Origin of the sequence: Bacillus sp. DX3.1 (assembly GCF_030292155.1) — a bacterium.
GTDB lineage: Bacteria > Bacillota > Bacilli > Bacillales > Bacillaceae_G > Bacillus_A.
The window spans coordinates 639584-655101 of the sequence record NZ_CP128153.1; the positions used below are offsets into that span (position 1 = coordinate 639584).

The window sequence follows — 15518 nt, forward strand, 5'->3', positions numbered from 1 at the left end:
TCGGTTTTTAAGGGGCAGTAATATAACGAATGTTTTAAAGTTAAGCAGATGGACGCAGATATCATATCAACGGAAAGTAACTTGAAATTTGGTGTACTTAAAGAAATATTATTTAGTTGTTAAGTGACAAAAAAGTTGTTTAATTTACAAAAAAGTTGTTAAAAAATGCGGGTCATTCTATTCCACAATCGGGCCAGATTGTTGAACAGCACCTGTATTGAAAATTGGATATTTGTGTTTGAAATACAGAAGAGATTGTGAAGGTTTGCACTTAAACTAACGGGCAGGTTAGCTGTACAAGTTATAAATTTAATGGTTTAAAGTTATAGAGCATTTCTTTGAATGAGGAATGCTTTTTATTTTTGCTTAAAACAAAAACTTACAATAAAAATGTTATTCAAATTAATAAAAAATTATTGTGAAACGATAAAATATATATTAAAATCAAAATCAGAATAAATAAGTGAGGTGCTTTTTATGGAAAAAGTAACAACGTTGTTTTTAAAAATAGCTGTTATTCTTTTAGGAGTCCCAGTTCTTGCTCTGTGCATCTTTTTGGTGCCAGAGATGGCGAATCTTGCAGCAAAATTGCTTCCACAGTTTGCTTTTATAAAATATCTCGTTTTCATCGCTTTTGATGCATCGGCTATACCTTTTTACTTTGCTTTGTATCAGGCTTTCAAACTCTTATGCTATATTGACAAAAATAAAGCTTTCTCCGATTTATCTGTAAAAGCTTTAAAGAAAATCAAATACTGTGCCATCACAATCAGTATTTTGCATGTGCTAGTTTGGCCGCTCTTCTATATCTTTGCGGAAGTAGACGACGCACCAGGAGTTATCTTTGTCGGATTGGTTGTTCCTTTTGCTTCGATGGTTATCGCAGTCTTTGCGGCTGTTCTCCAAAAACTTTTACAAGATGCAATTAATATCAAATCAGAAAATGATTTAACGGTCTGAGGTGAATAACAATGGCAATTATAATTAATATTGATGTGATGTTAGCAAAAAGGAAAATGAGCGTAACAGAACTTTCGGAGAAGGTTGGAATAACAATGGCGAACCTTTCTATATTGAAAAATGGAAAGGCAAAAGCGATTCGATTATCCACTTTAGAGGCAATTTGTAAGGCTTTAGAATGTCAGCCTGGAGATATTTTAGAATACCAAAGTGACGAAGACAGTTAAACATTGTGGAGGAAACTTAATATAACAATTATTAGGGGAGGTATAACTATGGACATTAACAATTTGATTATTGAAAATATTGTTAACCCTCATGAGCTGGAGAGAATGTATAGAAAAGACTCGAAAGCTTTTAAAAAGTCATTCTCACACGCATGGGAACAAAATCCTGATTCTCAGGTTCTTGGTGTTTGGTATGAAAGATTGCATTTCAAGGAGACGGCAAATACAGAAAAAACTTCCTTGCTTCAAAAAGGTTTCTTATTCATGGGCATTTTAGCCATTCTGGCCGGGATAAGCACCAGGATCATTTTCCATTTTGTCGAACAGGAAGCAATTGCTCCAATTAACCTGGCTTTTGGTATAATTCCCTTTATTGCTGCCTATTTTGTTTACAATAATACTCCGAAAAAAAGTGTTATTTATTCCCTTGCAGCGTTGTTCCTAATTTCCGGGTTTTATCTTAATATGCTGCCATTAAATTATAAAGACAGTATTATCCTTGCTTATTTACACCTTCCCATATTCTTATGGGTATTGGTAGGGCTTGCATTTACAGGAAATGAATATTCAAAAGGCAGTACAAGATTAGCCTATATTAAATTTAATTTGGAATATTGTATTCTCTACGCCAGCATGGCAGTTAGCGGAATGGTACTAGCAGCATTAACCATGCAGTTATTTAGCTTTGTTGACTTGGATATAGAAGACTTCTATTTTAGTAATGTCGTTTTATTTGGTGCTGCCGCTCTCGCTATTGTGGCTGCATACCTGGTATCAATGAATCTTAAACTTGCTAAGAATATTACACCATATATAGCTAAAATTTTTAGTCCTCTTGTCCTGGTCACATTGTTGATCTATCTTATAACGGTTATATGGGTCGGAAAAAATCCATTCTTGGACCGCAATTTCCTGATAGCCTTTAACGGAATACTCCTTGGTGTATTGGCCGTTACCATATTTTCCATTATCGAGAGCGACTCAGACGAGAAAAAGAACATTTCAGATTATATAAATTTTGCCTTAATTGTTCTTGCGCTTATCATTGACAGTGTGGCTTTGTCAGCCATCGTGTTCAGACTTTCTTCTTATGGGATTACGCCTAATAGACTTGCTGTTTTAGGAGTAAACATACTTATCTGGGCAAATCTAATTTGGATTATGCTCTCCTATATGCGTTTTCTACAAAACAAATCCGGACCTTCAACTATCCAAGATGCCGTTACTAATTATTTGCCGGTCTACGGACTTTGGGCAGCTTTCGTTACATTTACTTTTCCTATAATTTTTAATTAGAAAGGCTCTGTTAATGTAACGAAAAGTTAATCTTCTATAACGTATAAAATCCTTAGAGTCGATATTATGCAGCTTTTTATACAGAGTTGCATAGTTTTGGCTTATTTTCATTACTAAAGTTAAAAAGAGGGTATTCAAACTAGAAGACATAATATATTGTTGCAACTGGATTCTTTAAAATATGTCCAGTTTCATGTGCCCAACGAAAAAGGACTACATGAAACATATTTGATAAGCTAAACTTGCAGGTTTTAAGTTTGAGTTTGATTTAGATTAAATGTGAAAAGATGTACTTACACTAAAGGGGGCGTTAGTTGAAGAAGAATTAAGTAATATTCTTAGTTATTCAATTAAAGGGCGCTATTGTTGAATAAAACTTAGATTTTCAAACGACTTTATTGTTATATTTTTTAGTGTAGTGAAGTATCTTACATCAGGATTAAATAACTATATTTTTAACCCCGTCCTAAATTTAGAACGGGGTTATGCTTGTTTGAACTTTTAAAATTAAATAACTTTATTGTCATTTTACATTAGTTTAGGTCTCGAAGTGGAAAAGTTTGAATTGAAAAAGCAGTTGTGGAGTGACAATAAAGTTATTACATTTACAATAAAGTCATTTGAAAAATAATAAAGTTGTTTAAAAAGATGGTGTAAAATTGGAGTTTCACACCATCTTTGTGCTTTCTCGGTATAATAAAAGAAAGAATATATAAATACTCTCTTTCATTTTAATAGGGAGTATTTATATATATTTCAAAGGAGATGTGTTTATGAAAGTAGTAAAATTTTATAGTGCAACAGATTTAGCTGCTGGTCATTATTTATCAAAAGCAGAAGATTTAATATTAGACTTTAAAGAAGATCAAGAACATACGATTAATAATATTTTAGAACTGTATAATTGTACACTTTACATTGAAAATAAAATATTTTTTACTCAATGGTCAGATGAACATAAAGAAAAGTTAAAAGGAATTTGTAAAGGTATAAAAGGCTATATCGCCCGTTATTTTTCAAGTATTGATAAAGTAAATATTGAGTTATTAGTTGAAATGTTACATTGGCAATATAAAGAGGACTTTTTAAAACTTTTTGCACAGTATCATTTGAAAGATCGAATAGATGAAAATACTTTTGCTACTCTACTGTCAAAAAAATTATTTTCAATCACTCAAGTATGTCAACAGCCTCAACTTGTTGAGAATTACGGAACGGTGGTAAAACACTGTTTATTAGGAAGCCCATCTAATGTAGAGTTATTATTTGATAAATATGTTGTCGATTCTAAAACAAATAAAAAACAGTTGGATTTACCTAAATCGTTAACAAAAGATGAAGTGAATGTGTTGATAAGTAATTATATTGATTCTCCAGAAGCGAATACTAACTATTTACAACTAATTATTAATAATCATAATTCAAAAGCGTTTTCTGTAACAGATGAACATAGATGGAAGGCTAAAAAAAGAAAGGAAGGTATTGAGGACGAACTGTTTAAAAATAGTGTAGGTGTATCTTTTACGTATAAGTTTGTGTTGCAAAAAGATGCACCTAAGTTAGTAGAACATAAATTAGACGGTACAGAACTCGAGAAAGTGTATGATCAAACCTATTTAGAACAGGAGTTAGATTTTGAAACGATTTTAAATAATTTTATTTGGTTATTTGAGTTTATTGATAGCAATGGAAGAATTAATTTTGTAAGTAATACATCTAATAGAACATCATTTCTAGATCTTATTCAATTAAAATCTAAGAGAGACTACTCTGTTAATGAAGATTTCAAACATAGTGAAACATTAACGGATATTTCAATGGCATTATATTATCCATTGTTAGAAAAGCAAAATGTTAGATTAGAAGAGATACTCGAATGGTTTTTTAAAGTGTATCTTAAAGAAGATTTTTCCGTGTCAGAATACGTTTTTACTGCTCCTTCTGAGGGGTCATCCTATAAGGAAAAATGTAGAGATATTTTGCCGGAAATAGAATATGTATTACAACAATTTAAAAGCTATGTTGATTATGAGTTGATTAATCACGAAATGTTATCATTATCATCTAGTGGGATAACATTTAGCCAAGTGCCTAGCTTAATAAAAAATAAATATATATATGCGAAGGATATTTTAAATCCCGTTTTTCATCTTTTATTTTCAGACCAAACGCTTCTTGGATATTTAGAAAATCCAGAGAAAGATAGTAAAACATTTTTTGATTTGTTGGTAAAGCATAAAGTGAATATAGATGAATTTAAAGACTACCAAAGAACAGAACTGCAATATCTTATAGATAATGATTATATATCTATTATTGATGGATTTTTAAGATGGAAAAATCCTTTAAGAATAAAAATTCTTTATGAACTTTACCATTATAATGTAATTAGCATGTATAGATTGCAGGATGTACTACAAGCAGAGGTAAAGTTAATGTATCAAGAAAATAAAGTTGAATTCGAATCAACTTTATTTTCGAAGTCAGAACAAGATATGTTTGATTACTATTTGAACAACAGTAGGTTTCAAAATGGTCCTCAATTACGAAATAAATATGCACACGGTAGATTAGGAAATGCGATTAATAGTAATGAAGATATAAACTATAAAAATTACTTACTGATTTTGAAATTGTTGATTGCGATTGTAATAAAGATAAATGAAGATTTTTGTCTTTATGAAATTGTTAATAAAAAAGAAGAATTAAATGAATAAAAAAGGGGACGATGTTATATTATTCGTTCTCCGAAATTTAAACAACTTTAATATTCTTAAAAAAATCGTAAAGTGAAAGAAAAGCTAACATAACTTGAAATTTTAAACATCTTTAGTAACCATCTATTAGCGTAACAGATAAATGGTTACTGTATTTCTAAGAGTATAATTAAACGACTTTATTAACTCTAAACAGCAGTTTATTGATCGACAGCTTTTAAAAACGAGAAATGAGATAGCTCATGGAGAGTATAAAAATTTAGTTGATAAAGGTAATGATGATGAGGCAAAAAAGGATTTTGAAGAATTATACCATACAATTTTAGAACTTATGGATGAATTTAAAGAACAGATAATTGATGCTGGGTTGAAGAAGACTTATTTGAAGGTTAGCTCATAGCCTTACTTTATCATGGGTACATCCTCGCTAACTAAACCAGTACAATCGTCACAGTACGCTAATGTCAGCCTACAAGAATATTAAAGATGAGAATTTCCGCTATTATATATTAAAACAAAAGGCCGATGTATTTCATGCGATGAAGAGCTTTTTTAGAGAAGAATCGGATGAGAAAATGGCATAATCCCTTTTAAAGAGGTTTTTGTTATGATAATGGAAGAAGGAAATTCATCATATTGTTTTTTGTAGGGATAAGTAGAATGAAATAGTAGATACAATACTTCATGATTTCTCTGATCTATATAAATCCGTTTTGATTTTTCGACATATAAGCCGCGGCTATGGATAACAAAAGGTGACCTGCACTCGTTTTCTCTCTTTGTTTTCAATGTGTCTGGGCAGGAAAAGGATTTGACCGCTTCTATGCATGGCCGGATGCTCTTTCCCACCTAAAAAGAGGGGTTTTATGTCGGTTTTTTAATTTGTATTTATATAGGATGGAAAGATTCTTTTGTAATAGCGTATAAAGATGAGAAAAATCTTGTTTACATTACTATGTAATAGAATAATTGTAAAAGAAAGCAGGTATCGAGTAAAAGAAATGCTCGATACCTGCTCTCTTGTTTGTAGAAATATTTATCCCGCTATTTGCGGACAGTAATACCCACTAATTAAAGTTTCACTTTATAGTTTTAAAGAATTGATTTTACTGATATTGTTGTCAAATAACTTTCTTTACTTTTTGCGGAACTGACTTTGTTTGAGCGGCAACATCTTCTTGGCGCAATTCTTTAAAGAGTGAAGTTACCATTAAGACAACAACAATAGAGAATGGCAAGGCTGCAATAATCGCTGCAATTTGCAAGGCGTTTAAACCACCTGCTTGTAATAAAATTGCTGCAATGGCTGCGATTATTAATCCCCAAATGAGCTTTAAGCTGTTTTTAGGAGATAAGTTACCGTTACTTGTCTGCATAGCAACAACAAATGTTGCAGAGTCGGCAGAGGTAACAAAGAATGTTGCTACTAAAATTAAACCAATAACTGTTAAGAATGTTGAGAATGGTAAATGTGAAATGACAGCGAATAGACCAATCTCTGTACCATTTTTCGCAATTTCATCAGCAATTCCGAGTGATTGGAACATTTCCATATGAATGGCTGTACCGCCAAACACTGCAAACCAAAATGTACAGATCAATGTTGGAATTAATACCGCCCCGAAAATAAATTCCCGAATCGTACGTCCACGGGAAATACGAGCAATAAATGTGCCAACGAATGGTGACCAAGAGATCCACCATCCCCAATAGAAAATCGTCCAATTTTCAATCCATGAAGAGGATTCTTTACTAAAGGCACCTAAGTTTAATCCCATGCTCGGCAGTGCTTCGATGTAAGAGCCTAATGTAGATATGAAATATTTCATAATAAAAACAGTTGGTCCAAAAATTAAAAAGGAGATGAGTAAAATTCCAGCGAGGGAGAAATTTAAGTTACTCAAATATTTAATCCCACGATCCAATCCCGTTTGAGCACTTGTTAAATACAGTACGGTAAAAATAGCAATAAGTACGAGCTGTGTACCAATTGTGTTACTGACGGAAGGGAATAGATAACTTAATCCGCCAGCGATTTGCTGAGCACCAATTCCTACGGATGGTACAATACCAAATACGGTTGCTAAAACAGCTAAAATATCAACTGTTTTTCCGATAGAGGAGTTTTTCGATCGATTAAATAAGGGAGTAACAGTAGCACCAATTGTACTACCTTTTTGTTTTCGAAACGTGAAATAGGCGATAGTTAAAGCAACCATTGCATAAAGTGACCAAGGGAACAATCCCCAGTGGAAGAATGAATATTGCATGGCAAGTTTTGCACTTTGCTCTGTTCCAGGTTCCCCTGTGAGAGGTGAATTAAAATGTGATATTGGTTCAGCAATACCATAAAAGAGAAGCCCAATTCCCATTCCAGCTCCAAATAACATTGCGAGCCATGAGAGGTAACTATATTTGGGTTTTTCGTCATCTTTTCCGAGACGAATCGATCCATACTTTGAAAATGCTAAATAAGTAGCTAAAACAACCATGGTGGTCATAAGTAGAGAGTAGAACCAACCAAACTTATTGAGGATAAATGAGTTTATGGATGAGGTAACACTTTGTAAATCATAGCCTTGTATCCACTTTGCTGGGATTACGCCCCATATAATGAACAGGGTTGTCAGCAAAATAGAGATATAAAATACACTGTTCTTTTTTTTGATCATCAAATTCCACCTTTTATTTAATAAAGTTAAAAGTTATATTAACCATAACAATTATCTGTTTAAATGTCAAAAAATTCATTTTTATATGAGGGAGATATCTCTATTATAAATGAACATCAAATTGGGATGGCGTGGGTGCTTCATCATGAATCAGATATGCAAAATTACGTTGCGTATGGACAAACTGATGGAAACATGATTAAAGGTAAATATATAGCGAAACCAGGGAAGTATTATTTATATGTATATAAAGTAAAACTTTAATCAGTGGGAGTTTTCTTCATCTCCCACTGATTATTAGTTGAACCAATCGGGCTTTTACGGGCAGTTTATCCCCCACCTATCTTCTTTGGTTTCCTTAGAATCTTGAGGTGGGGGTATTACTGCCCGTTAATGCGGGATAAATTTGATAATGGAAATAGAGCATATTCGATACGAGTAAAATAATTACATTTCCAATGTATATATAACTTTACTTTTTATGTAAAAAAGTATATTATATAGATATACAATATAACGGTTATTTTTTAGGAGGAGCCTGTCACCATAGGCTCCTCCTGTTCTTTTTTAAGGAGCCTATCATATCAGTTTTTTTAAAAAAATAACTGAAAATTAGGAAATATAATTATTGAAAGAGGTGAGGCATACATATAGAAAAGAGGGCTCTAATGATGAAAGGGGGATAAGGAATGATCTTATTTGGTTATCCACTTGAAACAATTTATTTATATGGATTTATCATAAGCGCTGTGCTTACCGTTATTTATATCTTTTTTGGTGATATATTCGAATCAATATTTAGTTTTTCAAGCGGTCCTACATCTATTTTTACGATACTGCTTAGCTTTTTAGCAATGCTTTGCGGTTTTAGTTATATAGGAGAATATTTATTCTCTTGGAATAGTATCGTTATTTTTATTCTTTCTTTTTGCATATCTTTTATTGGGGTTTTTACGATGAAGATATTAATCTTAAAGCCGATTGCAGAGTCCGAACAAAATACAGTGCAGCGCATGGATGATTTTATTGGCTGCCGAGGTGAAGTAATTATTACGATACCGAAAGAAGGCTTTGGTGAAGTATTAGTTTCTTCACAATTTGGAAGTAATGCGATACCAGCAAAGACAATCGGAAAGAAAGATATTTTACAAGGAACACAAGTTATAATCGAGGAAGTTCAAGATGGTGTTTTGTTTGTACAAAACATCGCTTATTCTTTAAAAAAACCCAAATTATAAGGGGGAATTTAAATGGTTCCATTAATTATCGGTGGTGTCTTACTCGCAATCTTGCTTTTACTTATTTTAGTGTTTATTACAAAATATCGCACAGTTGGTCCAGATGAAGCATTGATTGTTACGGGGAACTGGCTTGGTGGTGGAAAAAATCTTGTGACAACAGAGGATGGAAAGAAGATTAAAATTATTCGCGGCGGTGGTACATTTGTTGTACCAATTATGCAACGAGCAGAACCACTTAGTTTATTAAACTATAAATTAGAAGTGGGAACACGTGATACGTATACGAAGCAAGGTGTACCTGTTACGGTAAATGGTGTTTCAATTATTAAAGTTGGTTCTACAATTGAAGAAGTATCAACAGCAGCTGAGCAATACTTAGGAAAAGAGACAGAAGAATTAAAAGTAGAAGCGAAAGAGGTATTAGAAGGTCATTTACGTGCCATTTTATCTTCGATGACAGTGGAAGATGCCTATAGTAATAGAGAACAATTTGCTCAAAAGGTACATGAAGTGGCTTCGACAGATTTGAAAAAGATGGGCCTTCGCATCGTTTCCTTTACGATTAAAGAAATTATGGACAAAAATGGTTACTTAGATGCGCTTGGTCAGCCGCAGATCGCAACAGTTAAGCGTGATGCTACAATTGCGAACGCAGAACGTGAAAAAGAAGCACGCATTGAAACAGCACGTGCGGAAAAAGAAGCGAAAGAAGCTGAATATCAACGCGATGCACAAATTGCAGAAGCAGAGAAACATAAAGAATTAAAAGTCCAATCTTATAAGAGAGAGCAAGAACAAGCACGTGCGGATGCAGATCTCTCGTATGAGCTGCAACAAGCGAAAGCACAACAAGGTGTTACAGAAGAACAAATGCGCGTTAAAATTATTGAACGTGAAAAGCAAATTGAATTAGAAGAAAAAGAAATTGCACGTCGTGAAAAGCAATACGATGCAGAAGTGAAGAAAAAAGCAGATGCAGATCGATATGCAGTTGAGCAATCAGCGGAAGCAGAGAAAGTAAAACAAATTAAAAAGGCAGACGCAGAGCAATATAAAATTGAAGCGGAAGCAAAAGCACGTGCGGAAGAAGTTCGTGTAGAAGGTTTAGCAAGAGCTGAAATTGAAAAAGCACAAGGTCAAGCGAAAGCAGAAGTTGAAAAGGCGCAAGGGACAGCTCAAGCAGACGTTATTAGATTAAAAGGTTTAGCAGAAGCAGAAGCGAAACAAAAAATTGCCGAAGCATTCGAATTATACGGTCAAGCGGCAATTATGGATATGGTCCTTAAAATGCTTCCAAGCTATGCAAAAGAAATTGCAAGCCCACTTAGCAACATTGATAAAATCACTGTTGTCGATACAGGTGGCGGTGGTAAAAACAGCGGTGCTGGGAAAGTAGCAGGCTATGCAACTGATTTAATGGCAACGATGCAAGAAACATTGAAAGCTTCTTCTGGTATTGATCTAAAAGAGTTACTGGAGGGCTTTGCTGGAAAAGGTGCCGTGCAGCAGGCTGTGAATGACAAACCTGTTGTGCAAGTGGTAGAAGAAAAGGATAATAGTGAAAAATAATAAAAGGAGGCCCCTAGCATTAGGGGCTCTTTTACATATTTACAGAAATAATAGGCGTTTTTTTAGAAGTATGATTCATTTCTTCTAATCTGTCTAACACTCTTCTTTTCTTATAGAGCATTTTACCTACCTCCGCGATTTCTTCAATTGTTTTTCGGTTTAAGTAAGCGCCAAAAATCATTCCAGCAACAGGAATGATTTGAAATAGTTTTTTCCAGCCGTAATTGTCGCGATAAACAGTAAATACTTCGCGCCATGATTTAATTTGTGACATACTGTCATCGTGATCGGAACGAGCATCAAAATGTCTTAATTCATGAAGAATCGTTTGTTTTCCTACAATATCAGATGAAGAGAATTGTAAGCACTTTACGATGAAAAGTCGTTCTTGAACATCTTCAGGATTATAGCCATAACAAATTGCGATTTCTTGTAACACATTTAGTGACATGCTTAAAACTGCAGGGATATCAATTGCTAGTGTGAAGATGCCACCAAATCCAGTTGTAGCTCCTTGTGCAGTTGCAACTGATTTTCTGTTTTTAATAATTTTATCGACGATTGTATCCATCTCACTTAAAGGAAACTTTTGAACATCTTCTAGTGAAACGGCATTTTCAAATTTCTTTAAAGTTGTTTCTGGACGAATTAAATATTTGCTTCCAGAGTTGAGATATTGAATGAGTTCATCTAGTAAAACATTAATTTTTTTATGTATAAACTTTGGAGTTAACTTATCAAGAATAGCAAACGGGATTTTCCCCCATTTTTCAAAGAACCAAAGGTCTTCTTGGTCTTTCTCCCATTTTTCAATGTTTGCGATTTCTTCTAATAAAAGCTGTTTTGGCTCCATCTTCTCCCTACTTTCCTATAACCATTTCTTTCTATTTTACTGGATATTTTTTGAATAACAAACAAAATAATGCATCTATAGTTAGAGAGTGGATGCTTTATTTAAGGTTAAGGGGAAATAAGGGACCAAAAAAATGATGAAATATATCAATTTAAGTTCACTATGAAGTGAAACAATACATAATTGGTATCTATATAAATACAAATTAAAAAACCGACATAAAACCCTTCTTTTTAGGTGAGAGAGAGCATCCGGCCATGCATAGAAGCGGTCAGATCCTTTTCCTGCCCAGACATAGTGAAAACAAAGAGAGAAAACGGGTGCAGGTCACCTTTTGTTATTCATAGCCGCGGCTATATGTCGAAAAATCAAAATGGATTTATATAGGATATCTTGTATAGGAAGTAGATATGCTAGTACAATAAAATAGATATATAAGTTATGTAGATATGGTTTATTTTTATATATCAGTATTTTCTGTGAAAAAATAAAATTGTAATTTGAAAGTGGTGGATTCAGTGAATCTATTGTTTGAAGCAATAAAGAATAAAAATCTTGAACAATTAATAAAAGCGATTCCAATGGTGGATATAGATGAACAAGATCAGTTTGGAAGAACGCTTTTGCATTATGCAATTATAAAAAGGGCTCCTATTGAAATATTTGAAAGATTAATAGCTTTTGGGGCGAACCCAAATATAACAGATCGCCTACACGAGTCAGTACTTACTAAAGCGATTAAGTTTAATAATAAGCAAGCTGTGCAATGTTTAATGGAAAATGGAGTAGAACTCAATCATCCGAATGGGATCAAATGTACACCTTGGTTTCAGGCAAGACATACTCCAGAATTAGCTGATTTATTATTAGAAACAAAAGGAGCTATCCGATTGAAACTAACGGAAAGTGAACAAGCCATTATTGAGGATTGTCTGTATGGAGAGACTGCTGAAACAAATGCTTATTTTTATAAATTAAATACTCCAGAATTACTACATGCTTTTGTTTTACATTTTAATTGGGATGATGATTTACAGCCGATGGAAATGGTATTACAACACGCTAATTGTCAGGAGATTACTGCTATTGAAATGTTTGAATTAGTAGATGGAGATTATTGGATGGGACAAAAAAATAGTAATGATGAGGAACGGCAGTATATAGCTTTTGTACAGCGTATTTTAAGTAGGTTTCCTAATATATTATAAGTTTTGAGAAGTGTTTATCCCGCATTAACGGGCAGTAATACCCTTCAGCGGAAGCAAAGAAGTTAGGTGGGGGATAAACTGCCCGTAAAAGCCCGATTGGTGAGGGCTAATAATCAGTGGGGGATGAAGAAAACCCCCACTGATTAAAGTTTCACTTTAGACGTAGTATAAAAAGTAATATGCAATAAAAGTTAGGGGAATGGTTTTGAAATTTAAAAAATTAAAGTTACAGCCAAGAATTGCGTTGTTTATCGGTATACTTATTCTCTTTGTTATCGTTCTAACAAGTTTTCTTTTTTACTATATATTATCTAAAACAGTGGAAGAGCAAACTGGTAAAAGGGCGTTACATGTTGCCAAAGCGGTCGCTACCATACCTGAAATTCATGAGGCGTTTCAGACAGAAAATCCATCTGTTATTATTCAGCCAATTGTTGAAAAAATACGAGTGGAAACAGATGCGGAATTTATCGTTGTAGGGAATACAGAGGGAATCCGTTATGCCCATCCTGTACGGGACAGAATTGGAGAAGAAATGGTTGGAGGCGATAACAAAGGGGTTTTAGAGGATGGAAAGTCGTATATTTCAAAGGCGACCGGGACGTTAGGTCCTTCTTTACGAGGGAAGGTGCCCATTCGTGATCAAGAAAATCATATTATCGGGGTCGTATCTGTCGGGTTTTCAATGGAGGATATTCATGACGTAGCGGAAGCATATGGAAATCGAGTGTTGTGGATTGCTGTAGTTGGATTAGTAATCGGAATACTTGGTTCTATGTATTTGGCACGGAGTATAAAAAAATTAATGTTTGGGCTGGAACCAGAGGAGATTTCATCCCTGTACGAGGAACGCAGTGCTGTCATTCAATCTGTCCGTGAAGGAATTATGGTAATAGATAAAGAGGGTTGCATTAGTTTAGTCAATCAAGCAGCTTATGAGATTCTTTCGTTAGAAAAAAAACAAAATATAATTGGGGATTCTGTTTTAAAAATTATCCCGAATACCTCTATATTAGAAGTGCTCCGAACGGGAGAAGAGCAATTAGACCGGCAATTGGATATAAAAGGGCAAGCTGTCATTGCAAATCGATTGCCTATTATAGTGGGGAATGTAGTAATTGGAGTTGTGTCTAGCTTTCGATTAAAGTCAGAAATGGATCAATTGACAGAAGAATTATCTCAAGCAAAACGATATACAGAGGCACTTCGAGCACAGGCACATGAGTATAACAATCTTTTGTATACGCTATCAGGGCTTATTCAATTAGAATCTTATGATGAAGCTATGGAGCTCATTCATAAAGAAACAGCAGTGTATCAAGAATTTGTTCAGTTTATTATGGAGCGTATACAAAACCCATGGTTAGGTGGAATCTTAATTGGATTTTATAACCGAGCGAGAGAGCTAAAAATTGATTTTATTTTAGATCGCGAGAGTAGTTTACAAAAGCTAGGTTCTCATATTGATAGTAATCACGTTGTTTCTATTTTAGGAAACCTAATTACGAATGCTTTTGAAGCGACGGAAAATAATCATGAAAATGAGAAAAGAGTAAGACTATTTGTAACAGATATAGGTGACGAGATTGTGATTGAAATTGAGGATTCAGGTTTAGGCGTTGATGATGCATTGATTGCATACATATTTAATCGGGGTTTTTCTACAAAAGAAGGAGAGAAACGAGGCTATGGATTAGCCAAAGTAAATGAGTTAGTTGAGGAGTTACATGGAAGTATTGCAATTGAAAAAGGGGACTTAGGCGGTGCATTATTTATCGTCGCATTGCCGAAAGAAAGTGGGGAATTGTAATGTCTGAGGGGATTGAAGTGTTAATTGTAGAAGATGATGTTCGCATCGCAGAAATTCATCGTCGTTTCACTGAAAAAGTAGGGGGCTTTAAAGTGATTGGCACTGCGACAACAGGAGAACAAGCAAAAGAATGGTTAGAGCTTGTATCGCCGCAGCTTGTTTTATTAGATGTGTATTTACCTGATATGCAAGGAACGGAACTCGTTACATATATTCGTCAAAATCTACATGACACAGATGTGATTATGATTACAGCTGCATCGGAAGTAGAAGTTGTCCATCACGCACTGCGCGGTGGAGTAGCGGATTACATTGTAAAGCCACTTATGTTTGATCGTTTTAAAAAGAGTTTAGAAAACTATCAAAAGAAAATAATGCAATTCAAACAAAATCAGCAATTGTCACCGGATCAAATTGAACATTTATGGTTTAAAGGACAGGCGGAAAATAGTCCAGGTGGTTATGCGCCAAAAGGAATTGATCCTTTGACATTAAATAAAATTATTAAGTATGTCTCTAAAGTAGGAGCGGAAGGAATTACAGCGGAAATGCTCAGCATAGAAGCAGGTGTAAGTCGATCAACTGCAAGGCGTTACTTAGAGCATTTAATTTCTGAAAAGAGAATTTATGCGGAGCTTATATATGGAAATGTGGGTAGACCAGAACGAAGGTATTTTCGAGTTTCTTCATAAAATATAAAAAGTAGAGATTTCTATAGTCTCTACTTTTATGCTGAAAAGAGAGAAGAACTTTTTGTTGCTTCGGATTTGTATCTAAGTCTTTGATCCATAAAGGTCTCAGGTAAGCCAGCAAGCCAGTGACACATAAAGAACCAAGCAACCAGCCGATGGATAATCCTGTTAAGGAGAGTATATAGCCAACTAGGCTCCCTAGAATGAGTAATAAAAGATTGGATAATAACATATTACGGCCTTCTTTCTGATTCATAATCACTGAAAAAACGA

The 15518-nt window shown here is 34.1% G+C and carries 12 protein-coding genes and 2 pseudogenes; 12 read left to right on the forward strand and 2 right to left on the reverse strand.

All coding sequences use genetic code 11. The features are described 5' to 3' along the window. Window positions 1-477 precede the first annotated feature (477 nt). From QRE67_RS03145 to QRE67_RS03165, 6 genes and pseudogenes are all read left to right on the forward strand, one after another. On the forward strand, window positions 478-960 hold the full coding sequence (locus QRE67_RS03145) for a DUF2975 domain-containing protein (protein ID WP_098125440.1): 483 nt from the start codon (window positions 478-480) through the stop codon (window positions 958-960). Window positions 961-971: 11 nt separating this feature from the next. Beyond that, a complete protein-coding gene (locus QRE67_RS03150; protein ID WP_286123497.1) occupies window positions 972-1187 on the forward strand; it encodes a helix-turn-helix domain-containing protein in 216 nt (71 codons plus the stop codon). A 48-nt stretch (window positions 1188-1235) separates the two neighbouring features. After that, window positions 1236-2483: a DUF4153 domain-containing protein gene (locus QRE67_RS03155; protein WP_286123498.1), complete on the forward strand. Its 1248-nt coding sequence runs from the start codon at window positions 1236-1238 to the stop codon at window positions 2481-2483. Between the two features lie 773 nt (window positions 2484-3256). Beyond that, window positions 3257-5200, forward strand: a complete 1944-nt coding sequence (locus QRE67_RS03160) for a hypothetical protein (RefSeq protein WP_286123499.1) — start codon at window positions 3257-3259, stop codon at window positions 5198-5200. Between the two features lie 181 nt (window positions 5201-5381). Beyond that, window positions 5382-5600: an MAE_28990/MAE_18760 family HEPN-like nuclease gene (locus QRE67_RS28560; protein ID WP_353507064.1), complete on the forward strand. Its 219-nt coding sequence runs from the start codon at window positions 5382-5384 to the stop codon at window positions 5598-5600. A gap of 31 nt (window positions 5601-5631) precedes the next feature. Then, window positions 5632-5784: pseudogene (locus tag QRE67_RS03165) on the forward strand (sporulation protein YhbH); the annotation flags it as partial. Between the two features lie 537 nt (window positions 5785-6321). On the opposite strand, the gene opuD reads toward QRE67_RS03165, so the two are convergent. Further along, entirely contained in the window at window positions 6322-7872 is a 1551-nt protein-coding gene (gene opuD, locus QRE67_RS03170; RefSeq protein WP_286123500.1) for a glycine betaine transporter OpuD, read from the reverse strand. Between the two features lie 93 nt (window positions 7873-7965). Between opuD and QRE67_RS03175 the strand changes: the two are divergent. From QRE67_RS03175 to floT, 3 genes and pseudogenes are all read left to right on the forward strand, one after another. Next, window positions 7966-8136, forward strand: a pseudogene (locus QRE67_RS03175) (pre-peptidase C-terminal domain-containing protein); the annotation flags it as partial. A 425-nt stretch (window positions 8137-8561) separates the two neighbouring features. Further along, the gene (locus tag QRE67_RS03180) at window positions 8562-9110 is read left to right on the forward strand and encodes an NfeD family membrane protein (RefSeq protein WP_286123501.1); all 549 of its coding nucleotides are present in this window, start codon (window positions 8562-8564) and stop codon (window positions 9108-9110) included. 12 nt (window positions 9111-9122) lie between these two features. Continuing rightward, window positions 9123-10682, forward strand: a complete 1560-nt coding sequence (gene floT / locus QRE67_RS03185; protein WP_286123502.1) for a flotillin lipid rafts scaffold protein FloT — start codon at window positions 9123-9125, stop codon at window positions 10680-10682. A 31-nt stretch (window positions 10683-10713) separates the two neighbouring features. On the opposite strand, the gene QRE67_RS03190 is transcribed toward floT, so the two are convergent. Next, a complete protein-coding gene (locus QRE67_RS03190) occupies window positions 10714-11535 on the reverse strand; it encodes an EcsC family protein (RefSeq protein ID WP_286123503.1) in 822 nt (273 codons plus the stop codon). A gap of 518 nt (window positions 11536-12053) precedes the next feature. Between QRE67_RS03190 and QRE67_RS03195 the strand changes: the two genes are divergently transcribed. The 3 genes from QRE67_RS03195 to QRE67_RS03205 all read left to right on the forward strand — a co-directional run bounded on the left by QRE67_RS03195 (window position 12054) and on the right by QRE67_RS03205 (window position 15245). Further along, window positions 12054-12743 carry a DUF4274 domain-containing protein gene (locus QRE67_RS03195; protein ID WP_286123504.1) on the forward strand — a complete coding sequence of 230 codons (690 nt, stop codon included), beginning with the start codon at window positions 12054-12056 and terminating at the stop codon, window positions 12741-12743. 205 nt (window positions 12744-12948) lie between these two features. Continuing rightward, window positions 12949-14553, forward strand: a complete 1605-nt coding sequence (locus QRE67_RS03200; RefSeq protein WP_483298662.1) for an ATP-binding protein — start codon at window positions 12949-12951, stop codon at window positions 14551-14553. Continuing rightward, on the forward strand, window positions 14553-15245 hold the full coding sequence (locus QRE67_RS03205; protein WP_286123506.1) for a response regulator: 693 nt from the start codon (window positions 14553-14555) through the stop codon (window positions 15243-15245). Before QRE67_RS03200 ends, QRE67_RS03205 begins: the two co-directional genes overlap by 1 nt. The last annotated feature ends 273 nt before the right edge of the window (window positions 15246-15518 follow it).